This window comes from Williamsia sp. z34 (assembly GCF_059553395.1).
Window position 1 is genome coordinate 92,012 of record NZ_JCANWW010000010.1, and the last position, 22,192, is coordinate 114,203.

Here is a 22,192-nt window from a genome sequence, read left to right on the forward strand (position 1 = left end):
ACGGCGATGGGTGGATTGTGAACCCTTTGCCGTGGACTTCAATGCCGTTCGTCGGCGAACCCTCGAATACTCGCCGGGCTTGCCGGTTCCCATGCGACCAGGGGCCGCGGCGTTTCGACAACCGAATATCCCTTTGCATCGCCGGTGATGATCGTGGACCGGTCCCGATCGACGCCGATGGGGACGTCGCCGGCAAGTGTCACGCGATTGACTCGCCGGAACTGGTCGCCGAAGTCGGCCACACCGTAGTGCTGGGTGGAACGGTTGTCCCAGATTGCGACGTCCCCTGCGTTCCAGTTCCAGCGAAAGGTGTTGTCGGGACGCTCGATCCGTGCCTGGAGCAACCGCAACAGGTCGGCGGTCTCGGAGGTCTTGAAACCCGAGAACGACTTGACGAAGTGCCCGAGGGTCAGCGCCCGCTCACCGGTCTCGGGGTGCACCCGGACCGCCGGGTGCTCGGTCTCGAAGACGGTCTTGACGAACTCTTCTCGGTACGCCGGGTCGGAGCTGTCGCCGACGGTGAGGTGTTCGGCGTAGTCGTAATCGTTGGTGTGAACGGCCCGCAACCGGTCGACGAGTGCTCGCATCGGTCGGGGGAGGTTGGCGTATGCGGCCACCGTGGATGCCCACATCGTCGCGCCGCCGTACGTGGGGCGGACGGTCGCGCGCAGCACGGAGATCTTGGGGATGCGATCGACGAACGAGACGTCCGTATGCCAGGAATTCGCGGCACCTTCGAGGGGGAGCAGGTCCTCGCCGCGCGAGAGGACCGTCGGATGCGCCTTGGTGGGCGTGCCCAGGAGGGAGGCGAATTCGTACTGGACCCTGTCGTCGAAATGGTGTTGACCGGTGAAGACGACGGCCTTGTGAGTGGCGATCACGGTCCGGATGGCCTGCACCGTCGCGTCGTCGAGGTCGCCGGACAACCGGATGCCATCGACCCGGGCGCCGAGGTGTTCACCGAGTTTGGTCACCGTGAGGGTGGGAAGTGCCGACCGGGTAGAAGCGGCGGCTGGGGTTTCGACGAGGGCGGTCATGAACCCAGTTTTGCTCCAACCGACGGGCGTCGACACCTTAAGGCGCACCCTGATCGAAAGTCGGTGGCGGCCGGTCCCTCACCCCTTGGTGATGAAACCTTCGGAGATCATCCAGTCCCGGGCCACGATCGCCGGATCCTTGCCGTCGACGTCGACCTGCTTGTTGAGCTCGGTGATCACCTCGTTGGTGAGAGCGGCCGTGACCGGCGCCGTGACCTCGGCGATCTCGGGGTGCTTCTCGAAGAAACTCGCCTTCATTGTGACGGACGGGTTGTAGTGCGGGAAGAACTGCTTGTCGTCGGTCAGCACCACGAGGTCGAGGCCGGCGATCCGGCCGTCGGTGGTGAACACCTCGCCGAACTTGCACTGCGTTCCCGTCGAGGTCGCCTGATAGATGATCCCCACCTGAAGGATCGGGGTGTCGGCCTTCGCCGGATCGAATCCGTAGGCGGCGGCCATACCCGGGTATCCGTCCTGGCGGGCGCGGAACTCGGTGTCCACACAGGTGGCGGCCGCGGCCGGGTCGCGGTTGACCAGTTCCGCATACTCGGTGAGGTTGGTGACGCCGGTGTCGTCGATCACCTTCTTGCTGGCGGCCAAGGCATATGTGTCGTCCATCGGGCCCGGCTCGAGCCACACCATGTCATTTCTTTCGAGGTCCTCGTCGCGCACGGCCTCGAACTGTTCGCGGGTGTCGGCGATCGGTTTCTCGTGGCCGAGATAGTTGATCCAGGCGTTACCCGTGAACTCGTAGGCGACGTCGACCTGATCGGCGATCTGGGCATCGCGGGTACTGCGCGAACCCACGATCCCGGTCATGTCCCGGACATCGGCCCCGGCCGCCACGAGGGTGAACTCGAGGATGTATCCCAGGATCACCTGCTCGGTGTATTCCTTGGAGCCCACGGTGATCTCGACACCCTTGAGCCCCTCGTTCTCGGTGATCGAACCCGGGCCGACCTCGAGGGGGACGGCACCGCCCGAGGACAGTCCACAACCGAGCGCGACCACGCAGACGATCGCACAGAGGAGCGGCTTGAGCAGCCGGCCGGTTCGGGACACCGTTGTCATGCTCGTATCCCCTTCGGTCCGAGGTAGTACTCGGCCAGCGCGCCGACCCAGTCCACGAGTAGCGCCAGGCATACCGCCAGGACGCTGCCCAGGACCAGGGTCACGTTGTCCCGCAGCTTGTATCCGGTGTCGATCAGCACCCCGAGTCCGCCGGCATTGACGAGGAAGCACAGGGTCGCGGTACCGACGGCCAGGACCAGCGAGGTCCGGAGGCCCGCGAGGATGTACGGCACCGCCAACGGCAATTCGACGCGGAAGAGAATCGATGACCCGGACATGCCCTGCCCCTGGCCGGCGTCGATGAGTGACTTGTCGACCTGATCGATGCCGAGGATGGTGCTGCTGAACACCGGAAGCAGCGAATACACCGCGATGGGCAGGACACCGATCCAGAAACCCGTCTCGCCGGTCCACAGGAAGAGCAGGACCAACAGGCCGACCGCCGGTGCGGCCTGCCCGATGTTCGCCACACCGATGAACGGTGGTCGCAGGAAGCGGACCGGGCCGCGGGTCACCAGGATTCCGAGGGGGACTCCGACGAGGACGACGATGGCCGCGACCGTGATCGTGATCAGCAGATGCTGCCAGAGGAGGGTACTGACGTTGCCGGCGTTGATATTCACCTTTTGCGTGGCGGTCAGGTCCCGGTTGAACGCCCAGAAGATGACCGCAACCGCGACGATCACCACGAGGATCGGCTGGATGATCAGGCGCAGCCGGTCTGCCACGCTGATCGAGGTCGGCGGCGTCTCGACGGCCGCGGTCATGACGTGACGTCCCCGGCGGCCGTCGCGGTGGACGGCGCATCCCGCAGTGTGGTGATGGTCGAGATCAGGGTCTCCAATGTCACCACTCCCTGATACCGGTTGCCCGCGCCGGCAACCACGGCCGACGCGTGGTCCTCGGCGAGCATCGCCTCGAGCGCGTCCTGCAGGGTGGCCTGGATGCTGATCACCTCATCGAGGGGCTCGGCGAACTCGTCGACGGTGCGGGCCTGTCGCAGCCGACTCTCGCGCACCCAGCTGACCGGGCGCTGCCGATCGTCGAGGATCACGGCCCAATCATGCTCACCGCCGGCGAGTTCGGCGCGCAGCGCGTCGACATCGTCGCCGACGTGCGCGGTGGGTCTGGCCTCGAGGTCGATGTCCTTGACCCGGACCAGACCGAGTTGACGCAGTGAGGCACCGGTTCCCACGAACCCGGCCACGGTGTCATCGGCGGGATTGGCGAGAATCGCCTGCGGCGTGTCGTATTGCAGGATCTTCGACTGCTGACCGAGCACCGCGATGCGGTCCCCGAGTTTGACCGCCTCACCGAAGTCATGGGTGACGAACACGATGGTCTTGCCCAATTCGCTTTGCAGACGCAGGAGTTCGTCCTGCAGAGAGCTGCGGGTGATCGGGTCGACTGCGCCGAAGGGTTCGTCCATCAGGAGGACGGGCGGATCGGCCGCCAGAGCCCGTGCGACACCGACCCGTTGTTGCTGACCGCCGGACAACTGTCGTGGGTAACGCCCGGCGTACTGTGCCGGGTCGAGTCCGACCAGATCGAGCAGTTCCTCGACGCGCGCGGCAATGCGTTTCTTGTCCCACTTGAGCAATCCCGGGACCAGCCCGATGTTCTGACGGATCGTCATGTGCGGGAAGAGCCCGGCCTGCTGGATCGAGTAACCGATCGAGCGTCGCAATTCGGTGGGTTTGATCGACAGGGCGTCCTTGTCGCCGATCGTGATCTTGCCGGACGTGGGCTCGCTGAGCCGGTTGATCATCCGCATGGTGGTGGTTTTGCCACACCCGGAGGGACCGACGAGGACGACGACGTCGCCGGCCGGGATGTGCAATGAAACATCGTCCACCGCGGGCGTTTTCGACCCCGGGTAGATCTTCGACACGTGTTCGAGGGTGATCTGCACCCCGGTCGGGTTTGCTGAGCGCAGGCCGCTCGACGCTGAGGACTGTTCTGTCATCGGATGCCTTTCGACGTGGTGAGCCGTCCGAGGAGTACGTAGAGGGCGTCGAGAGCGAGGGCGAGTACAACGATCAGCAAGGTGCCGGACAGGGCCATGGGCACCGCGGTCGGACTGCCGACCCGGGCCAGGCCGGCGAAGATGAGATTGCCCAGCCCCGGACCCTTGACGTACGCGGCGATGGCGAGGACGCCCATGGCCATCTGGGTGCTCAGTCGCATCGCGGCCAGGATCGCCGGCCACACCAACGGCAATTGGACCCGGACAAGGGTGATGACGCCGCCCATCCCGATACCCCGGGCGGCGTCGATGAGTGCCGGCTCGATGTTGTTGAGTCCGACGATGGTGTTACGGATGATCGGGAGCAACGAGTACAGCACCAACGCGATCACCGAGGGCAGGACACCGAGACCGACGAGCGGGATGAGCAAACCCAGCAGGGCGAAGGACGGGACGGTCAGGATGGCGCTGGACAACGATGTGGCCAGGTTGGCCGCGATGTCGCTGCGATAGGTGAGCAGACCGACCACCACACCGATCACGGTCGCGATGAGGACGCTTTGGAGCACTGCGCTGACGTGCTGATAGGAATCGAACACCAGCTGAGATCGGTGTGAGGTCATGTAATCCCACAATGCGTTCAACCGTGCCCCCCGCTCTCTACTCGTCGTCCCGGCCGTCGAACTCGAACACTGACACCGTAAATCCCTGGCGCATTGACCAACATCGTGGCCTACTTTTGGTCCGCGTGCGCACGACTTTCGGTGTTCGGGTCGAACGCTCGGCGTGCGATGACATTTGTCATGCCTCGGGCATGAGTATTCCTGGGCTTATTGATGATCGGGTGCACTGGTGGGGTCAACAGATGTGGGTGAGCCTTGAAGGCATGACGACAACACATCGCAACCACCGAATTCATCCGCCGAGTCATCGCGAAACAGGCGCGCAATCAAGCAGTTTCGAAAATCTGATCAAAGACATCCATCGGATCGGCCCGGCACCCGTGGGCGGCCGAACGTGGGGGCAATGATGAAGACCGTGATCAGCGCCCGAGGGTTGCGCCGCACCTACGGCCAGGGCAAGGACGCATTCGAGGCGGTCAAGGGCGTCGATCTCGAGATCGCGGAGGGCGAGGTGTTCGCCCTGCTCGGCACGAACGGTGCCGGAAAGACGTCGACCTTTGACGTGCTGGAAGGGCTTGTCGCACCGTCTGCCGGCGAGGTCGAGGTCTTCGGCCTCGATCCACGCCGAGACCGCAAATTGGTGCGCCCGCACGTGGGCATCATGTTGCAGTCCGGCGGGCTACCTGCCGAGTTGACCGTCAGCGAGACCTTGGAGATGTGGCGCGGCACCAGCTCGAATCCGACCACCGTGGCCGCAGTCTTGGCGCAGGTCAACCTCACAGACCGCGTCCACGTGCGGGTCGGAGCGCTGTCCGGCGGTGAAAAGCGCCGCGTCGACCTTGCCTGCGCGTTGCTGGGGCAGCCCCGGTTGCTCTTCCTCGACGAACCGACCACCGGTCTGGATCCGGAAAGTCGTCGCGCCACATGGCGTTTGCTGACCGAGCTCAAGGCCTCCGGGGTGACGATCGTCCTGACCACGCACTACCTCGACGAGGCCGAAGAACTTGCAGACCGCATTGCGATCATGCACAAGGGCCAGATCGCCCGCCGCGGAACACTCCGTGACATCGTCGACGAGCATCCTGCGCGAATTGTCTTCGACCATCCCGGTCCGGCTCTGCCGGCGATGACCGGCGCGCGAGTCGACGCCCAGGAGCGCGTTACCGTATACACCCCCGACCTGCAGGGTCACCTCTCTGAATTGCTGGCCTGGGCTGGAGGTCGTGGCCTGCAATTGGTTGGCCTCGAAGCCCGTGCCGCGTCCTTGGAATCGGTCTTTCTCGAGGTCGCAGCCGATCCGGCCGTCGCGTCGAAGTCCACCCCCGACCTGATCGGAGCACACCGATGATCAGCAGTACCGTACTTACCTCAGGCGGCTACGGTCGGCGTCCGCTGAGCGCTCTGGCCAAGGCGGAGTACCAGCAGTTTGTCCGCAACAAAACCCTCGTGGTGCTGGGAACAGTGTTCCCAGTGGTGCTTCCGCTGACGACGTACTTCATCGCCCGCGGTGAGTCCGGTGCCACAGCGGAGGTCGCGACCACGGGCCTGGAGATGTTCGCGTTGATGGCATTTCTGTTCGTGCAGTACTACTCGGTGCTGTCGATGGTCACCACCCGCCGTGGGGAAGGAGTATTGAAGCGGCTGAGAACGGGTGAGGCAGCCGATTGGCAGATTCAGACCGCCCCGGCCGTGCCCGGCGCCCTGCTCACCGTGATCGGTGGTGTGATCGTTTCGGGAGTGATCTACGGCGCCGGTGCGCCCGCGCCCGTCAATCCAATCGCGCTGGTCATCGCGATGGCCGGTGGAATCATCGTCTTCTCGCTGCTCGGCCTGGCGACGAGTGTGGTTACCAAGAACGCGGAGGCAGCGCAGATCACCTCACTACCGGTGATGATGCTCGCGATGGCCGGCCTCGCATCGATCCGTGACATCCTTCCCGATCGCCTCGGCGATGTGGTCTCCTGGACACCGTTTGCGGCTCTGTCCGAACTGATCTCGGTCGGCGCCTCCGGCCTGCCGGCCACTGCCGACGAGTCTGCCGCCACGCTCGATTTCGCGGGCACGTTCGGCGAGATGGCACAACCTCTTGCGACACTGGGTATATGGATCGCACTGTCGCTCGCAATCGTCTCGACAAGGTTCCGCTGGGACGACCGTGGATGACCGGGGTGGCGTCCCGGTGGCGGGAGCTGTCCGGGTCGGCGAAGTTCCGGCTCTGCAGTCAGCTCATACTCCTGTCCTCCATCGTCGTAGGGGTGGTCGTTTCGGTGGACAGAACGGGCGACGTTCCGTGGTCGGCGGGCGGGATCGTCATCTCCGGGGCCGCAGCTCTTCTCGCCCTGCAGACCCGGCCCGAGCTGTCGGCATGGCCCAACGTCGGACCGCGCAGTTGGGCACTACCGGTCGGATCCGCAATGTTCATCGTGGTGTGGCTGTTCTGTGCGATCATGGCCAACCTGGCCACCGACGAATCCGACATCGACGCCGCACAGACGGTCGGCAACTTTGCCGCACTGCTGTCGATGCTGTCGATCATTCCTTTCTTGCGGGGCAAGTGGTGGTTCGTCCTCGGCGTCAGCATCGCCACCGGCGCAGCGTTCGAGGCTTCTGCGCCGTCGGCGCTCCGGGTGGCCGCGACCACGTTCTTCATCGGCGCCTTGTTCGTCGCCACCACGCTGTTGACGATGTGGGGCCTGGAGGTGGTCGATGAGCTGGAGCACACCAAGGCCGTCGAGGCCCGGTTACAGGTTGCCGAAGAGCGATTGCGTTTCGCCCGGGACCTGCACGATGTGGTCGGTCGCGGATTTTCCGCCATTGCAGTCAAAAGTGAACTCGCCGCGACACTTTCACGTGCCGGAGCGGGTGACCGGGCGGCCGGCGAGATGGATGAGGTGAAGGCACTCGCCGTCGAATCGATGAACACGATGCGCGAGCTGGTCCATGGCTATCGCGGCATCAACCTCGAAGGTGAGGTTGCCGGTGCCCGTTCACTCCTGGCCGCGGCGGGTTGCCTGCTTGTCGTCGAAGGCGATCCGGCCAAGGTGCCCGCACGTTTCCATGAGGTGGCGGCATGGGTGGTGAGGGAGGGTACCACCAACATCGTCAGACACTCAGCCTCGACTTCGGCGACCCTCTCGATCGGTGCAGGGGGAATGTCGCTGCGTAACAACGGTTCCCGTAAGGAAGTGGTGGAAGATCCCGGCGAGCATTCCGGACTTCGTGGCCTGTCGGAGCGTCTCGCGCGTGTCGGTTCTGGCCTTGAAGCCACCATGAGCGGAGAGACTTTCACGCTTGAAATACTCTGGGAGAAAAAGTGATTCCGGTACTGATGGCCGACGATGAAACCCTCATCCGCACTGCCATGGCGGCCATGCTCGACCTCGAAGACGATCTCGATGTCGTCGCGAACGTCGGGTCGGGTGAAGAACTCCTGACCATGTGGCGACAACGTGTCGCCGAAGACCGGCCCCTTGCCGTCGCGGTAATCGACCTGCGGATGCCGGGGATCGACGGCATCGACACCGCCACCGAGCTTCTCGCGTTGACTCCGGGCGCCGGCATCCTGATAGTCACCAGTCACGGCCGGCCGGGTTACCTCAAACGTGCGCTCACCACGGGCGTGCGGGGCTTTCTGCCCAAGACGTCGTCGGCTGCCACTCTTGCCGAGGTCATCCGCACGGTTCACGGCGGCGGCCGCCATGTCGATCCGCAGCTGGCCGCCGAAGCGATCAGCGCCGGCGACACGGTGCTGACCGCGCGTGAAGCCGACGTCCTCGAGTTCGCCATCGATGGTTCCTCGGTGGACGAAATCGCCACGCGCGCACACCTGTCGGTCGGGACCACACGCAACTACCTGTCATCGGCGATGGCGAAAATGGGTGCGTCGAACCGGTACGAGGCGGCCCTCAAGGCCCGCAGACTCGGCTGGATCTGAGCCGGTGCCTGCCGGTGCCTGCCGGTGTCGCCCGATGGTGCTCTGGTGCTCAGATCTTCGTGTACGCCTCGGTCAGCACCGAACGCAGGATCTGTTCGATCTCGTCGAACTCGGCCTGTCCGCAGGTCAGTGGGGGAGCGAGCTGGACCACCGGGTCTCCCCGGTCGTCGGCGCGGCAGTAGAGTCCGGCGTCGAACAGTGCGGTGGACAGGAAATCACGCAGGACCCGCTCGGATTCGTCCGGTGTGAACGTCTCCTTGGTGGCCTTGTCCTTCACCAATTCGATCCCGTAGAAGTAGCCTTCGCCGCGGACATCGCCGACGATGGGTAGATCACTGAGTTTGTCGAGCGTCCGCCGGAAGTCCGGGGCGAGTTGCTTCACCCGGTCGTTGAGACCTTCGCGTTCGAAGATGTCGAGGTTGGCCAGTGCGACCGCCGCCGAAACCGGATGTCCGCCAAAGGTGTAACCGTGGGCGAACGAGGTGGCGTTGTCGTTGAAGGGCTCGAACAGGCGATCGGTGGCGATCATCGCGCCGATCGGTGAGTAACCCGAGGTCATGCCCTTCGCGCAGGTGATGATGTCGGGGACGTAGTCGAAGTCGCTGCAGGCGAACATCGATCCGATTCGGCCGAAAGCGCAGATCACTTCATCGGAGACCAGCAGCACATCGTGCTTGTCGCAGATCTCCCGAACCCGCTGGAAGTATCCGGGCGGTGGCGGGAAACAGCCGCCGGCGTTCTGTACCGGCTCGAGGAAGACCGCGGCGACCGTGTCCGGTCCCTCGAACTCGATGGCCTCTTCGATGCGGTTGGCGGCCCAGAGACCGAACTCCTTGGGGTCGTCGCCGTGTTCGCCGGCCCGGTAGATGTTGGTGTTCGGAACGCGGAACGCTCCCGGCGTGAGTGGCTCGAAGGCTTCTTTCAGCGCCGGGATGCCGGTGATCGCCAGTGCGCCCTGCGGTGTGCCGTGATAGGCGATCGATCGCGAGATCACCTTGTGTTTACCGGGTTTTCCGGTCAGTTTGAAGTACTGTTTCGCGAGCTTCCAGGCGCTTTCCACGGCCTCACCACCGCCGGTGGTGAAGAAAACCCGGTTGAGGTCGCCCGGTGCGTAGTCCGCCAGGCGTTCGGCCAATTCGATGGCCGGCGGTGTCGCGTACGACCAGAGGGGGAAGAAAGCCAGTTCCTTGGCCTGCTTGGCCGCGGCCTCGGCGAGCTCGACGCGGCCGTGTCCGGCCTGCACCACAAACAGTCCCGACAGGCCGTCGAGATAGCTGCGGCCGCGATCGTCGAAGATCCGGACGCCCTCGCCGCGGGTGATGACCGGCGGGGTGGTGGTGTCGCCGTGCCTGGAGAAGTGGCCCCACAGGTGGCGGGCCGAGCGGTCGCCAAGGGTGGTGGTGTTGTTCTCGACTGCGGTCATCGGGTACCCCAATTGTATTGTTGTTTGACCAGTTTCAGGTAGACCAGGGTCTCTGTCCCGGTCACGCCAGGCTGCGATCGCACCTTTTTGTTCAGTACCTCGAGCAGGTGTTCATCGTTCTCGCAGACCACTTCGATGACCACATCGAATGATCCGGCGGTCAGGACCACGTAGTCGATCTCCTCGACCTCCGCGAGTGCCTCACCCAGGGCCGCGGTGTCTCCGGTGCAACGGATTCCGATCATCGCCTGGCGGGCGAAACCCACCTGCATCGGATCGGTCACCGCGACGATCTGGAGGACACCGGCCTCGCCCAGGCGCTGAACCCGGTTACGCACCGCAGCTTCCGAGAGTCCCACTGCCTTGCCCACCGAGGCGTACGAGCGTCGGCCGTCGGCCTGGAGCTCCTCGATGATCTTCTTGGAGATGTTGTCTAGGACTATTGGCTGCTCGGTCATGGCTCCGATTCTTCTCGATGCGCTGGCCGGTTCGATCGTTGCATCCCACATGCTACGGATTCCGCAATAATCTGCAACCGAAACGGGGGAAATTCGTTGTCTAGGGGCGGTATGCATCGCGGAATGCGCAGTGCCCCGGTATGGTGGCCGGCAGATACCCACTGAGGACGACGGCCCGCGAGGACTGAATATGACCACTGGTTCAACAACTTTTGCTGCCGGCTGGGTGGACGGGCGGGAGCGCGCCGGTGCCGGAGACGTCCACGATGTCATCGATCCGGCGACCGGTGCCGTCGTCGCGTCCACGAAGCTGGCCACGGCCGCAGATGTCGACGAGGCGGTCGTTGTCGCGCGAAATGCGTTGGAGCAGTGGTCCGGTACAACACCGACCGATCGAAGTGCGGCGCTGAGGTCGTTGGCGTCGGCGATGTCGGAGGCGGCCGATGACCTGGCAGCCGAAGAAGTACGTCAGACCGGCAAGACGATCCGCCTGGCCACCGAGTTCGACGTCCCGGGTTCGGTGGACAACGTCGAGTTCTTCGCCGGCCTGGCCCGCAACCTCGAGGGCAAGGCCAGCGCCGAGTATTCGGGCGATCACACGTCCTCGATCCGTCGCGAGGCGGTCGGGGTGGTCGGATCGATCACGCCGTGGAACTACCCGTTGCAGATGGCGGTGTGGAAGGTCATCCCGGCGCTGGCCGCCGGATGCACGGTGGTGCTCAAGCCTGCAGAGCTGACACCGCTGACCACGTTGACGCTGGCCCGTCTCGCCACCGAAGCGGGCATCCCCGACGGTGTCTTCAATGTGCTGACCGGGACCGGGGCCGAGGTCGGGGCCGCGATCGCCGGCCACGCCGGGGTGGACATGGTCACGTTCACCGGGTCCACCGCAGTCGGTCGTCAGGTGATGTCGCAGGCTGCGGCCAATGGCACCAGGGTCCAACTCGAACTCGGTGGCAAGGCCCCGTTCGTGGTGTTCGACGATGCCGACCTCGACGCGGCGATCCACGGCGCGGTGGCGGGCGCGCTGATCAACTCCGGCCAGGACTGCACGGCCGCGACCAGGGCCATCGTCGCCCGGTCGCGGTACGACGACTTCGTTGCCGGTGTCGGCGAACTGATGTCGAAGATACGGGTGGGTGATCCCGGCGATCCGGCCACCGACATGGGCTCGCTGATCTCGTTCGGCCACCGGGACAAGGTGGCCGCAATGGTCGACCGCGCCCGGGCGACCGGGATCCGGGTGGTCACCGGTGGTCGCGCACCCGACAGTCCGGGCGCCTTCTATCAGCCGACCCTGCTCGCCGACGTCCCCGAGGACGCCGAGGTCTACCGCGACGAGATATTCGGTCCGGTGCTGACCGTCAGTGCTTTCGATGATGACGACGACGCGATCCGGATGGCCAACGACACCGTCTACGGTCTGGCGGCGTCAGCGTGGACGCGGGACGTCTACCGCGCCCAGCGGGCATCGCGCGAGATCCACGCCGGATGTGTGTGGATCAACGATCACATCCCGATCATCAGCGAGATGCCGCACGGCGGGGTCGGGGCCTCGGGCTTCGGCAAAGACATGTCCGCCTATTCACTCGACGAATATCTCACCATCAAGCACGTGATGAGTGACATCACAGGAGTACCGCACAAACCATGGCACCGAACGATTTTCACGCTGCCGCACTGAGCGGTTCGGGCTCGCAGAACGGCTGGGCTCTCGAGCCGACCGTTCGCGGAACCGCGATGGTGGCCGGTGCGACCCCGGCTCCCTACTGGCTAGACCGGCCACTGCGACCCGCGGCCCGACCCCGTCTGGCCGGGCAGCACAGCGCGGATCTGGTTGTCGTGGGAGGCGGTTTCACCGGTTTGTGGGCTGCCGTCCAGGCGGCCGAGGCGAACCCGCAGCGATCTGTCGTGCTGCTCGAAGGCGACCGGATCGCCGAGGGCGCGTCGGGCCGCAACGGCGGATTCTGCTCGGCGAGCCTGACCCACGGCCTGGTCAACGGTATGGAGCGGTACGAAGACGAGCTGCCCGATCTGCTCCGGATGGGGGTCGAGACCCTCGACGCGATCGTCGACGCGATTGTCAGGCTCGGGATCGATGCCGACGTCGAGCGGACTGGAGAGCTCGATCTGGCCAGTTTCGACTGGCAGGTCCCCGGTCTCAAAGAACTTGTGGAGCAAGCGCATCAGCTCAATCAGCCGTTGCGCTTCCTCGACGGTGACGAGCTCACGAAGCATCTGCGCAGTCCGATGGCCCACGGTGCCGTGTACGACCCGGACGTGATGATGATCGACCCGGCGAAGCTGGCCTGGGGCCTGGCCGCGGCGGCCGAACGACTCGGGGTGCGGGTCTTCGAGCACAGCGAGGTGACGTCGCTGACCTCGGTGGGAGACCGGGTGACCGTTGCCACCGGATACGGCAGCGTTGACGCGGCGCGGGTGGTGGTGGCCACGTCGGCCTCGAAGCCGTTGCGCCGCAAGCTCGGTCACCTGATGGTGCCGGTCTGGGACTACGCGATCATGACCGAACCGCTGTCCGAGCGGCAATTGTCGGCGATCGGGTGGTCCGGACGGCAGGGTCTGGCCGATTCGGGCAATCGATTCCACTACTTCCGGCTCACCGCCGACAACCGGATCCTGTTCGGTGGCTGGGACGCGGTCTACTACTACGGCGGTGACACCGATTCCCGCCTCGCCCAGAAGCCCAGCGAATTCGGTTTGCTCGCAGAGCATCTGCTCCAGGTGTTCCCACAGCTCGAGGGCATCACCGCGACCCACACCTGGGGTGGTGTCATAGACACGTGTTCGCGGTTCAACAACTTCTGGGACGTGAGCATGGGCGGCAAGGTCGTCTCCGTGCTGGGATTCACCGGACTCGGCGTCGGCGCGGCGCATTTCGGTGCCGCCACCGCGCTCGACCTCGTCGACGGCAAGGATACCGAACGCGCCCGCCTGAAGATGGTGCAGTCCAAGCCGATCCCGTTCCCGCCGGAACCGTTGCGCTGGTTCGGGATCACCCTGACCCGTCGAGAGTTCGCGCGTGCCGACCGCAATCAGGGCCGACGCGGACTCTGGCTCAAGGCGATGGAGGCCGTCGGCCTCGGCTTCGACTCCTAGCCCCCACGCCCCCGCACCCCGATGATGTGCCCTTTTGGCGGAGCCCACCTGGGGAAATGCTCGCCAAAAGGGCACATCATCGGGTGCGGGGGCCGGTCAGGGGGTGAAGCCCTTGGGGACGACGACGATCGGGGCATCGGTATTCTTCAGGATGCGGGCGGACATCGACCCGAGAAACGCCCGGCGCGGAGGGGCCAGGTGTCCGGAACCGATGACCACGACGTCACCGCGCGACCATTGCAGCTGTTCGAGTGCCTCTTCAACGGTATTGCCCTCGGCAACAAGGGATTCGATCTTCACCGCATCGCCACAGCTCTTTTTGGCGAGTTCCAGATTCGCGGTGGCCTGGCTGATGTGCCGTTGCCGGACCGCCATGGACTCCTCGTCTTCACCGGGTAGGTCGTCGTGCGAGACCAGGGAGAGCAACCGCAGATTCAGCCCGGCCTTCTTGGCCAGATCCAATGCGAAGGGCAGGGGGCTGTCTTTCGCATCCGTGGTGGGGATGGCAACGGTCAGGGTGGGGATGACCGGACGTTCGAGGCGGGTGTAGCCCCGCGGGGCCAGGGCAACCGGTACCGGTGACGCATGGGTGAGGGCCGACGAGATGCTGCCCAGGGTGTGTTTGCCCAGGATGCCGTCGCTGGTGCCACCGACGACGATCATCGTGGCGTGGCTGTGCACCGCAAAGTCGATGAGCGCCTGCGGAAACGAGTTGGCGACCGGTGTGTGCAGAGCGACCTCGATGTCGTCGGGGATGTCGGCGGCTGCCTCTTCGAGCCACTGATGTGCCTTCTTGACCAGTGCTTCCTGGAACGTGACCCGGCCCGGGGTGCCGTCGGGTTCGACCTCCCGAACCACGCACACCAGGTCGATCGCGGCACCGGTGGTCTTCGCGATGGCGATCGCCAGGTTGACCCCGTCGTCGCCGGTATCGGTGTAGAGGTAACCCACAGTCAGTCTCATGAGTTGGTGCTCGCTTCCATCGATGCCGTTGGGGTGCACAGGTACCGGGCGGCACCGTCGTCAGTAGACATCGGGCACCTTGACCTCGGTGTTGGAATTGAGTGTCCTGCCCTTCCAGAAATCCTTCGGACCGAATGCAAAGCACAGCAACATCAACGGGATCCCGAGTACCAGCATGCCAACCCCCATGATGAAGACGCCACCGACACCGCCGATCGAGGTGGAACCGTAGTCGGTCGCGTACATGTCGAACGCGCTCTGGAAGAAGGCCCAGGTCATCGCCAGGGCTCCGATCAGCGGGAAGATGCCGCGGAAGAAGAGGTTTCGGGCCGACTGCCGCAGGGTCCGCCGGAAGTACCAGACACAGGCGTACGCGGTGATGCCGTAATAGAAGGCCACGGCGAGGCCGAGGGACGAGATCGAGTCGCCGAGTGTGTCCTCGCTGACCAGGGAGAGCACCAGGTAGAACATCAGCGCCGAGGCGCCCATCACGGCCGTGCCGAACGCCGGTGTCATGTACCGGGGGTGGATGGTGGCGAAGCGTTTCGGGATCGCGCCGTAGACGGCCATCGACAACGTTCCGCGGGCGGTCGGCAGGATCGTGGACTGGGTCGAGGAGAGCGCCGAAATCGACACCGTCAGCAACAACAGGGAGGCCATGATCGAGCCGGCGACAGGATCCCCGAGGATCGTCAGGACGTCGTCGGCGTTGTCCGGATTGTTCAAACCGATTCCGTCCTCACCGAATCCGGCAAATGACTGAATCGCGTAGGCGACCAGAACGTAGGTGCACACCAGGATGATCGTGGTGATGACCGCGGCCCGGCCGGGGGTCTTGGCGGAGTCCTTGGTCTCTTCACCGACCGCGAGGCACGCATCCCAGCCCCAATAGATGAAGATGCACAGGATCACCGCTTCGGCGATGGACGAAGCGGTCAGCCCGCTCGGCCACAGCCAGGACAGGCTCGGGTTGATGGCCTGCGGGCCGGCCTTGTCGAATCCGACCTTGAACAGTGCGATGACACTCGCGACGATCAGGACGCCGAATTGGATGACGACGAGAACGTTCTGCATGCGCTCGCTGATCAGGATGCCGCGGATGCTGACCCACGTCATCATCACGATCAGCGCGGAGCCGAGGATGACCTTGATCCAGAGGTTCTCGGCCCACGAGTCGAGGTTCAAGAACTTCAGCAGATAGACGCCGGCGATCTCGGCGACGTTGGCCAGCACGATGATTGCCGACACGGCCAGTCCCCAGCCGCCGATCCAGCCGATCCACGGGCCGAATGCCTTGGTGCCCCAGGTGAATGTGGTGCCGCAGTCGGGGGTGTCTTCTCCGAGTTCCCGATAGGCGAAGGCGATGAGCAGCATGGGGATGAAGGCCAGGACGAACATCGCCGGTGCCTTCTCGTGCACGGCTGCCACCACAAATCCCAGGGTGGCGGCCAGACTGTAGGCGGGGGCCACCGCCGAGAGTCCGATGACCACGTTGCCGAAGAGTCCGAGCGATCCGCTGCGAAGGCCCTTGGCTGGAACAGTTGGACCTGGCGCTTCCGATGCTTCCGATATGGCCATGTATGTCTCCCGACGGTGAGGGATTCGAACACGCCCACAGTACGATTTTCGTGGTGTTGGCGCTGCACAACGACGGTATTGTTTCCAAACAAGAAACATCTCGACTAAATCGGTTGTCTGGATGCGATCCGAACGACATTCCGGCTATTCAGCTCGGCCATGGTGGAGTGGCGGGTCTTCCACAGTCCCGGAGGCCATCCACAGATGTGGGTTTTTCGCCGATGTCTGTCATGGCCCCAGAGCGCAATGGAAAGCATGTTCGAAGACGGGGTGGAAGCGGCGTTCGGGGACCTGGGTGTGGCGTCCCCGAAGGTGTCCGGGAACGCCGCGAAAAAGCCGAGGATGGCCGCAGCTTCCAGAGGTACCCCACCCAGGACGGCATGGCTGACATTGTCGCTTCGATGAGCGCCGAGAATGCGCTGTTGCTGGACAAGAGAGTGCAGGAGCTGGCGTCCAAGGTCTGCGGGGGAGATCCACGAACCAAGCCCCAGCGACTTTCCGACGCGCTGTTCTTCGCAACGATGGGTGTCGACTTCGCCTGTCAATGCGGCGACGAGAATTGTGAACACGGATTCCGCGAGTCTGATGATGGCGACGGGTCTGCGCTTTTCGTTGTCCATGTGGTGGTGGACCAGGCGACGGCCGAAGGCCGGGCGAGTAACCCGGGCTTCATCGATGGGCACGGGGTGATCTCTGGAGATCACGCCGGCGACATCGCCCGTCGGCGTGATGCACGAATCCGGCCGCTCGGTGGCGAGTTGGCAACGAACCGGTCAACTGGAGACGGTGCCGATGACAATGGGGCGTGAGCACATACGCCCCCAAAGCTCCCGAACGCGACCCTGAGATGACTACAGCTGAGCGACTCGCCGAATGGAAGCGACTTACGAAGTTGGGCAAAACAGAAGCGAAGGATGCTGCGGCGACGCAAGATTCGGATGCCGCTCTCGGCGCAGAAGCCGAATGGGTGGCGAATGTCGCTACCGTCCCCGAACCCGCTGGGGCGTCGGCCGGCTCGGACGCCAAGAACCACACCCGTGAGGACGACACTTTGCACGAAGTAGCGGCGGAAGAAGTGGAGCCAACGAGCACGGACAAGACCAGGAATGGCCGCAGCCACAGACGCGGCACGGGACCGTTCCCCACGCCCATTCCTATGTCCATGAGCATTCCGTCGAATCCCTATCGGCTGTCGTCGGCGCTGGACGCGTGCCTGTGCAGGTTTCATCACCTGCTGAAATCCTTTGGCGACTGGATTGACGTCCAGGAGCTCGACGATGAGGGTCGCAGCCGGGTTGTGTTCATCAGCCCAGAAGGTGACCGCTTCAAAGGTCCCGCATGGACAGGTGAGGATCTGTTCCCAGAGTTGACGATCATGACGTGGATCGGTGCGAAACCGCGACCGGCCAGTGAGGGTATGCAGCTCCGGACGCAGACCCGCCTGGCAAGCAAACATGCTCGACGACAAGCTGAATGGGAACGTAACCGCCGAAGGCCTGCTGTGCCAGTGCCTGAGGTAGCCCGTGAACGCGTGGTCGATACTGCCTGATAACCGGATCTAGATACCCAAGGCGGCCAATAGTTTTTCGCTCTCGGTCCACAGGCGTGCCGCTGCGGCATCATCGAGTGCGGCCGCGGTCGGCTCCTCTTCGTCCCGGAGATGGAAGTAGCGTCCACCGTCGCGACCGCCCTCGGGGTCGGTGGCCAGCCAGCGGAGAGTCTCGGCCGGTTCATCGGGTGCGACAGTGATGGCAGTGGACATGTGCGCCTGCATGTACTCATCGCCGTGTGAAGCGAAATTGCTGGCGACCACCCCCGGGTGCATGACCTGGGCCACGATCCCGTTGGCGGCCACCCGCCGGGACAGTTCCCGGGTGAACAAGATGTTGGCGAGCTTGGCCTGCCCGTATGCCGCGGCGGAGCGGAACCTGCTGAGGCTCTGCATATCGTCCCAGTCGATACCTCGGCTCATCTTGTGCGCATTCGAGGACACCGCGAGCACCCGGGTCGAACCGGGCGCCGAATCGTTTGCGTTCGCCACGAGCAGTGGCATCAAGTCCCTGGTCAGCACGAACGGGGCGAGATGGTTGGCGGCGAAGGTGGCCTCGGTGCCCTCCGGGGTGACCACGCGCCGATCCCGTACACCGCCGGCGTTGTTGATGAGTACCTGGACGCGCGGCGTGAGCTCGGTGATCTCGCCGGCCACTCGCTGAACATCGGCCATCAGGTCGAAGTCACCGCGCAGCATGATGAATTTACCGCCATCGCAGACGGATTCGGCGATCTCGAGCTCGGCGTCGGCGCAGCGCCCGGGGTCGCGGCCGACTCCGATCACCTGCCAGCCCATCGCGACGAGTTTGCCTGCGGTCGACTTACCGATTCCCGAGCTGGCACCGGTGACGACGGCGACCGGACTGCTGGTGCCGAATTCCATGGTTGTCTCCTTGTGTCGTCATCGTGGTCGAAGGCCGTTGAGTAGTAGGCCGACGGTGAAATGGACCTGCGTGTCGAGCTCGGTCGGGGTGGGTTCCCGGCCATTGACGATGGCGCGCACCCAGCCGCCGACCACCAGGGACAAGAACGCCCGGGCGGCGAGGTCGGTGTCGGTCGGGGCGATCTCCTCGGCGGCGACCGCACGGTCGAACAGGCCGGCGACGAACTCGATCACCGGTTTGGCGCTCTGCCGATAGTTCGATGTGAAAAGCTCCGGGAACCGGTAGCTCTCGGTGTTGATGATGCGTTGCAGCCGAACGCCATTGGGTGTCATCACCTGACGGATACGCAGCCGGGCAATCGTCTCGAGGGTTTCGGCCAGGTCGCCTCGGTCGGCATCTTCGAGTGCCTGTGCGGGGACGACCTGTCGTTCGATGGCCCGCTGCGTGGCGGCGTGGAACAACGAGGCCTTGTCGGGGTGGCGCGCATAGACGGTGCGCTTGGTCATGTGGACCCGCGCGGCGATCATCTCGATCGTCGCGAGTTCGTATCCGTGCTCGAGGAACAGGTCGAGCGCGGCATCGAGTAGCTGTTCATGGCGGGCCTGGGCCTGTTCACGCGTCGGGCGGCCTGCGCCACGGTGAACGGATGGCTCCCGTTCTGTCATCACACCCCTCGCCGAAGTTGCCTCTTGCGCTCTCGCATTCGGTACAGGTACGAATGATACGCATAAGGTGCCATTAAGTGGAACTGGCGCGACGATAATTGAAAGGTTGACCAAGTGACCTCAGCCATCGAGAAGTTGGTGAGTTCGGTCGATGCGGAGGACCGCTTCGATCATTCGCCCGCTGACCTGCTCCCGGTCCAGATCGAAGCGCTCGACGAGCGATTCCAGGAACACAGAGGTCGCATCAAACTCCTCGGTCACCGGGCCCGGGAGGGCGGCATCTCCGAGGTCCGCAGTCGCGAGGACATGGTGGGGTTGCTGTTTCCGCACACCGCGTACAAGAGCTACCCCGAGAGCTTCCTGATCGAGGAGAAATGGGACCGCCTCGGCAAATGGCTCGGGACGGTCTCCCCGTATCCCATCGGCCCGATCGACACCGCTGACATCGGCGACATCGACGAGTGGATCCGGCGCCTGGCGGCTGCCGGGCACTATGTGTCCTGCTCGAGCGGCACCACCGGAAAGTCGGCGATGCTGCCGGCCAGCGACAAGGACATGGCGTGGTCGAGGCTGGACACGGTCAACGTCTTCTCGTGGGGTTCGGGTGTCACGCCGGCCGCGGACCGGCGGATCATGGGATTGGCGCCCACCGCCTCGGTCCCCAAGAACGAGGTCATCGCGGATGCCCAGCTCGCGGCCTTCGGCGATCCGGCCCGGGAGCGGTTCCGGCTGCCGATCCCGCCGATCACGGTCGGCTCGCTGACCCGGATGGTGGTCCTGCGCAAGAAGATCGCCGACGGTACCGCGCGGCCCGAGGAACTCGCGGACTTCGAGCGGACGTCTCTGGAGCGTCAAGAAAGCCTCGACAAGGCGATGATCAGCGGCGCCGAGGCGCTGATCGAGTACCGCCACGAAAAGCTCTACCTCGCGGGGATGTGGAACTCGCTCTACCAGCTGGCAAAGCTGGTGCGCGACATGGGCTACTCCGCGAAGGACTTTCATCCCGACAACTGCATCTACGTCGGCGGTGGACTCAAGCGGGCGCAGCTGCCACCGGACTATCAGGAGTTCGTCCACCAGACCTTCAACATTCCGGCCAGCCGGGATTTCCAGAACTACTCGATGCAGGAACTCAACTCCGGAATGCCGAAGTGCCAAGCGGGGGAGCGCTATCACGTACCGCCGTGGATTGTGCCCTTCGTCCTCGACGAATCCGGTGAGGCCCTGCTTCCGCACGAGACCGGTGAGATCGAGGGGCGCGCAGCCTTCTTCGACCTCTCGCTCGATGGCCGCTGGGGTGGCGTCATCACCGGTGACAAGGTCTCGCTCGACTTCAGTCCCTGCGCCTGTGGCTCCAAGGGTGCATCGATCCGCGACAACATCGCCCGCTACGCGGATATCAAGGGCGACGACAAGATCGGCTGTGCCGGCACCGTCGATGCATATGTGACAGGTCTGTCATGACAACGATCGACACCGGCCGGGCCGTGAACACCGACGGGGCAGGGAACACCGGCAGGGCAGGGGACACCACGGTCTCGGCACCGTTCTTCCTTCGCGGAGAACTGTTCGAGGGCGACGAGGTCTCGCATCGCTCCCGCGATCTCGGGGTCACGTTCACCACTCCGGAGATCGCGATGGACAAGGTGGTGCACCCGCGCACCGAACTGCCGCCGCTACTCAACGTGCCCCTGGCCGAGATCATCGACTTCCTCGTCGAGACCGGCCGGCGGATGAACGATCCGGCAAACCCGTTCGTGCAGGACTGCATCGACCGGATGGCCTCGACGCACGTATTGCCACGTTCGGTGCTGCAGGCGCAGGTCCGGGGTGCTGCCGCTTACCTCGACAAGCGGGTGCTCGAAACCGTCGTTGAGCAGAACTTCCCCGACCCCAAAGCGCTCGATGAGTGGATCCCGAAGGGGGACTTCACCGGCCGTAAGAGCTTTGTCCGCGCCTTCGCTCCACGGCTGGTCCATGTGCTGCCGGGCAACTCGCCCGGTGTCGCCGTCAAATCCATCGCCCAGGGCGCGATGGTCAAGGCCGTCAACCTGTTCAAGATGTCATCGAGTGATCCGTTCACCACCGTCGCGATCCTGCGGACCATGGCCGAGATCGATCCGGACCACGCGATCGTGAAATCGATGTCGGCGGTTTACTGGCGCGGTGGCGACGACCAGGTGGAGCGCGTGCTCTATCGCCCCCAGTACTACGACAAGATCGTGGCCTGGGGCGGCGGCGATGCGATCAACAACGTGGTCAAGTACCTCGGCCCGGGATTCCAGCTGGTGTCGTTCGATCCCAAGACCTCGATCTCGATGGTCGGCAGGGAAGCATTCGCCTCCGATGAGACACTCGACCTCGCTGCCGAGCTGGCTGCCACCGACGTCATGATCCTCAACCAGGAAGCGTGTGTGGCCAGCCGTTTCGTCCATGTCGAAGCGAACCGGGAGGACGCCGACCGGTTCTGTGAACGCCTCCATACGCATATCGTCGCTAAGGCCGCGGAGTCCGGCGACCGTCGGCCCCTGGAGATGGACCTGCGCGAGCAGGTCGACACATTGATGATGCTCGACGACGAGTTCCGGGTCTGGGGCAAGACCGACGGCACCGGCCTGGTGATCCGTTCCGATGAACCGGTCGACTTCCATCCGATCAACAAGACCGCCAACGTGGTGCGGGTCGACTCCCTCGACGACGCGATGAAGTACGTCAACGTGGCGACCCAGACCGTGGGCTTCTATCCGTTCGACCGGATGTGCGACTATCGCGATCGACTGGCCAGCGGTGGCGCGCAGCGGATCGTCCATCTGGGTGAGGCGGGACCGAGCACGATCGGCAATCCACACGATGCGATGTACCCGCTACATCGCCTGGTGCACTGGATGGCCCATGAGGATGGCGTCGACATCGGCCGATAGG

22 protein-coding genes are annotated in these 22,192 nt (G+C 64.4%); 11 read left to right on the plus strand and 11 right to left on the minus strand.

The window, feature by feature from the left end:
• Positions 1–38: 38 nt before the first annotated feature.
• From AC51GT_RS21680 to AC51GT_RS21700, 5 genes are all read right to left on the minus strand, one after another.
• Positions 39–1,037, minus strand: coding sequence for a TauD/TfdA dioxygenase family protein (locus tag AC51GT_RS21680; RefSeq protein WP_496326089.1), 999 nt, complete (start codon positions 1,035–1,037; stop codon positions 39–41).
• A 78-nt stretch (positions 1,038–1,115) separates the two neighbouring features.
• The gene (locus AC51GT_RS21685; protein WP_496330124.1) at positions 1,116–2,108 is read right to left on the minus strand and encodes a glycine betaine ABC transporter substrate-binding protein; all 993 of its coding nucleotides are present in this window, start codon (positions 2,106–2,108) and stop codon (positions 1,116–1,118) included.
• On the minus strand, positions 2,105–2,875 hold the full coding sequence (locus tag AC51GT_RS21690; protein ID WP_496326087.1) for an ABC transporter permease: 771 nt from the start codon (positions 2,873–2,875) through the stop codon (positions 2,105–2,107). The genes AC51GT_RS21685 and AC51GT_RS21690 overlap by 4 nt, the downstream gene beginning before the upstream one ends.
• Positions 2,872–4,074, minus strand: coding sequence for an ABC transporter ATP-binding protein (locus AC51GT_RS21695; RefSeq protein ID WP_496326086.1), 1,203 nt, complete (start codon positions 4,072–4,074; stop codon positions 2,872–2,874). The genes AC51GT_RS21690 and AC51GT_RS21695 overlap by 4 nt, the downstream gene beginning before the upstream one ends.
• Positions 4,071–4,718 carry an ABC transporter permease gene (locus tag AC51GT_RS21700; protein ID WP_496326085.1) on the minus strand — a complete coding sequence of 216 codons (648 nt, stop codon included), beginning with the start codon at positions 4,716–4,718 and terminating at the stop codon, positions 4,071–4,073. Before AC51GT_RS21700 ends, AC51GT_RS21695 begins: the two co-directional genes overlap by 4 nt.
• A 104-nt stretch (positions 4,719–4,822) precedes the next feature.
• On the opposite strand from AC51GT_RS21700, the gene AC51GT_RS21705 reads away from it, so the two are divergent.
• The 5 genes from AC51GT_RS21705 to AC51GT_RS21725 are packed head-to-tail and all read left to right on the plus strand — an operon-like array spanning position 4,823 to position 8,631.
• Positions 4,823–5,104 (plus strand): hypothetical protein, encoded by a 282-nt coding sequence (locus AC51GT_RS21705; protein WP_496330125.1) that lies wholly within the window; start codon positions 4,823–4,825, stop codon positions 5,102–5,104.
• A complete protein-coding gene (locus AC51GT_RS21710; RefSeq protein ID WP_496330175.1) occupies positions 5,104–6,045 on the plus strand; it encodes an ABC transporter ATP-binding protein in 942 nt (313 codons plus the stop codon). The genes AC51GT_RS21705 and AC51GT_RS21710 overlap by 1 nt, the downstream gene beginning before the upstream one ends.
• Positions 6,042–6,860 carry an ABC transporter permease gene (locus tag AC51GT_RS21715; RefSeq protein WP_496330126.1) on the plus strand — a complete coding sequence of 273 codons (819 nt, stop codon included), beginning with the start codon at positions 6,042–6,044 and terminating at the stop codon, positions 6,858–6,860. Before AC51GT_RS21710 ends, AC51GT_RS21715 begins: the two co-directional genes overlap by 4 nt.
• The gene (locus AC51GT_RS21720) at positions 6,800–8,014 is read left to right on the plus strand and encodes a sensor histidine kinase (RefSeq protein WP_496330127.1); all 1,215 of its coding nucleotides are present in this window, start codon (positions 6,800–6,802) and stop codon (positions 8,012–8,014) included. Before AC51GT_RS21715 ends, AC51GT_RS21720 begins: the two co-directional genes overlap by 61 nt.
• Positions 8,011–8,631 (plus strand): response regulator transcription factor, encoded by a 621-nt coding sequence (locus AC51GT_RS21725; protein WP_496330128.1) that lies wholly within the window; start codon positions 8,011–8,013, stop codon positions 8,629–8,631. The genes AC51GT_RS21720 and AC51GT_RS21725 overlap by 4 nt, the downstream gene beginning before the upstream one ends.
• A 49-nt stretch (positions 8,632–8,680) precedes the next feature.
• Here the strand turns inward: AC51GT_RS21725 and AC51GT_RS21730 are convergent, their stop codons facing one another.
• Together AC51GT_RS21730 and AC51GT_RS21735 are read right to left on the minus strand one after the other, a co-directional pair.
• The gene (locus AC51GT_RS21730; protein ID WP_496326081.1) at positions 8,681–10,054 is read right to left on the minus strand and encodes an aspartate aminotransferase family protein; all 1,374 of its coding nucleotides are present in this window, start codon (positions 10,052–10,054) and stop codon (positions 8,681–8,683) included.
• Complete coding sequence (locus AC51GT_RS21735; protein WP_482138426.1) at positions 10,051–10,512, minus strand: Lrp/AsnC family transcriptional regulator; 462 nt, start codon at positions 10,510–10,512, stop codon at positions 10,051–10,053. Before AC51GT_RS21735 ends, AC51GT_RS21730 begins: the two co-directional genes overlap by 4 nt.
• 190 nt (positions 10,513–10,702) lie before the next feature.
• On the opposite strand from AC51GT_RS21735, the gene AC51GT_RS21740 reads away from it, so the two are divergent.
• Both AC51GT_RS21740 and AC51GT_RS21745 read left to right on the plus strand, forming a co-directional pair.
• Entirely contained in the window at positions 10,703–12,196 is a 1,494-nt protein-coding gene (locus tag AC51GT_RS21740; RefSeq protein WP_496330129.1) for a gamma-aminobutyraldehyde dehydrogenase, read from the plus strand.
• Positions 12,163–13,629, plus strand: a complete 1,467-nt coding sequence (locus AC51GT_RS21745; RefSeq protein ID WP_496330130.1) for an NAD(P)/FAD-dependent oxidoreductase — start codon at positions 12,163–12,165, stop codon at positions 13,627–13,629. The genes AC51GT_RS21740 and AC51GT_RS21745 overlap by 34 nt, the downstream gene beginning before the upstream one ends.
• A 96-nt stretch (positions 13,630–13,725) precedes the next feature.
• Here AC51GT_RS21745 and AC51GT_RS21750 read toward each other — a convergent pair whose 3' ends face one another.
• Together AC51GT_RS21750 and AC51GT_RS21755 are read right to left on the minus strand one after the other, a co-directional pair.
• Positions 13,726–14,592: a universal stress protein gene (locus AC51GT_RS21750; protein WP_496330131.1), complete on the minus strand. Its 867-nt coding sequence runs from the start codon at positions 14,590–14,592 to the stop codon at positions 13,726–13,728.
• A gap of 60 nt (positions 14,593–14,652) precedes the next feature.
• A complete protein-coding gene (locus AC51GT_RS21755; protein ID WP_496330132.1) occupies positions 14,653–16,170 on the minus strand; it encodes an APC family permease in 1,518 nt (505 codons plus the stop codon).
• A 230-nt stretch (positions 16,171–16,400) separates the two neighbouring features.
• Between AC51GT_RS21755 and AC51GT_RS21760 the strand changes: the two genes are divergently transcribed.
• Together AC51GT_RS21760 and AC51GT_RS21765 are read left to right on the plus strand one after the other, a co-directional pair.
• Complete coding sequence (locus AC51GT_RS21760; protein ID WP_496330176.1) at positions 16,401–16,979, plus strand: DUF222 domain-containing protein; 579 nt, start codon at positions 16,401–16,403, stop codon at positions 16,977–16,979.
• Positions 16,976–17,719 (plus strand): hypothetical protein, encoded by a 744-nt coding sequence (locus AC51GT_RS21765; RefSeq protein WP_496330133.1) that lies wholly within the window; start codon positions 16,976–16,978, stop codon positions 17,717–17,719. Before AC51GT_RS21760 ends, AC51GT_RS21765 begins: the two co-directional genes overlap by 4 nt.
• Before the next feature lie 9 nt (positions 17,720–17,728).
• Here AC51GT_RS21765 and AC51GT_RS21770 read toward each other — a convergent pair whose 3' ends face one another.
• Complete coding sequence (locus AC51GT_RS21770) at positions 17,729–18,604, minus strand: SDR family NAD(P)-dependent oxidoreductase (RefSeq protein WP_496330134.1); 876 nt, start codon at positions 18,602–18,604, stop codon at positions 17,729–17,731.
• Positions 18,605–18,622: 18 nt separating this feature from the next.
• Positions 18,623–19,270, minus strand: a complete 648-nt coding sequence (locus AC51GT_RS21775; protein ID WP_496330135.1) for a TetR/AcrR family transcriptional regulator — start codon at positions 19,268–19,270, stop codon at positions 18,623–18,625.
• Positions 19,271–19,384: 114 nt separating this feature from the next.
• Here AC51GT_RS21775 and AC51GT_RS21780 point away from each other — a divergent pair, with 114 nt between their 5' ends.
• Together AC51GT_RS21780 and AC51GT_RS21785 are read left to right on the plus strand one after the other, a co-directional pair.
• Entirely contained in the window at positions 19,385–20,734 is a 1,350-nt protein-coding gene (locus AC51GT_RS21780) for a hypothetical protein (protein ID WP_496330136.1), read from the plus strand.
• On the plus strand, positions 20,731–22,191 hold the full coding sequence (locus tag AC51GT_RS21785) for an acyl-CoA reductase (RefSeq protein ID WP_496330137.1): 1,461 nt from the start codon (positions 20,731–20,733) through the stop codon (positions 22,189–22,191). Before AC51GT_RS21780 ends, AC51GT_RS21785 begins: the two co-directional genes overlap by 4 nt.
• Position 22,192 lies beyond the last annotated feature (1 nt).

Bases quoted from the DNA above. Each gene is read 5' to 3' on its own strand.
- AC51GT_RS21690 (WP_496326087.1), bottom strand. From the start codon at position 2,875: ATGACCGCGGCCGTCGAGACGCCGCCGACCTCGATCAGCGTGGCAGAC.
- AC51GT_RS21770 (WP_496330134.1), bottom strand. From the start codon at position 18,604: ATGGAATTCGGCACCAGCAGTCCGGTCGCCGTCGTCACCGGTGCCAGC.
- AC51GT_RS21785 (WP_496330137.1), top strand. From the start codon at position 20,731: ATGACAACGATCGACACCGGCCGGGCCGTGAACACCGACGGGGCAGGG.
- AC51GT_RS21735 (WP_482138426.1), bottom strand. From the start codon at position 10,512: ATGACCGAGCAGCCAATAGTCCTAGACAACATCTCCAAGAAGATCATC.
- AC51GT_RS21710 (WP_496330175.1), top strand. From the start codon at position 5,104: ATGAAGACCGTGATCAGCGCCCGAGGGTTGCGCCGCACCTACGGCCAG.
- AC51GT_RS21720 (WP_496330127.1), top strand. From the start codon at position 6,800: ATGGATCGCACTGTCGCTCGCAATCGTCTCGACAAGGTTCCGCTGGGA.
- AC51GT_RS21750 (WP_496330131.1), bottom strand. From the start codon at position 14,592: ATGAGACTGACTGTGGGTTACCTCTACACCGATACCGGCGACGACGGG.
- AC51GT_RS21685 (WP_496330124.1), bottom strand. From the start codon at position 2,108: ATGACAACGGTGTCCCGAACCGGCCGGCTGCTCAAGCCGCTCCTCTGT.
- AC51GT_RS21740 (WP_496330129.1), top strand. From the start codon at position 10,703: ATGACCACTGGTTCAACAACTTTTGCTGCCGGCTGGGTGGACGGGCGG.
- AC51GT_RS21775 (WP_496330135.1), bottom strand. From the start codon at position 19,270: ATGACAGAACGGGAGCCATCCGTTCACCGTGGCGCAGGCCGCCCGACG.
- AC51GT_RS21760 (WP_496330176.1), top strand. From the start codon at position 16,401: ATGGCCCCAGAGCGCAATGGAAAGCATGTTCGAAGACGGGGTGGAAGC.
- AC51GT_RS21730 (WP_496326081.1), bottom strand. From the start codon at position 10,054: ATGACCGCAGTCGAGAACAACACCACCACCCTTGGCGACCGCTCGGCC.
- AC51GT_RS21755 (WP_496330132.1), bottom strand. From the start codon at position 16,170: ATGGCCATATCGGAAGCATCGGAAGCGCCAGGTCCAACTGTTCCAGCC.
- AC51GT_RS21715 (WP_496330126.1), top strand. From the start codon at position 6,042: ATGATCAGCAGTACCGTACTTACCTCAGGCGGCTACGGTCGGCGTCCG.
- AC51GT_RS21680 (WP_496326089.1), bottom strand. From the start codon at position 1,037: ATGACCGCCCTCGTCGAAACCCCAGCCGCCGCTTCTACCCGGTCGGCA.
- AC51GT_RS21695 (WP_496326086.1), bottom strand. From the start codon at position 4,074: ATGACAGAACAGTCCTCAGCGTCGAGCGGCCTGCGCTCAGCAAACCCG.
- AC51GT_RS21745 (WP_496330130.1), top strand. From the start codon at position 12,163: ATGGCACCGAACGATTTTCACGCTGCCGCACTGAGCGGTTCGGGCTCG.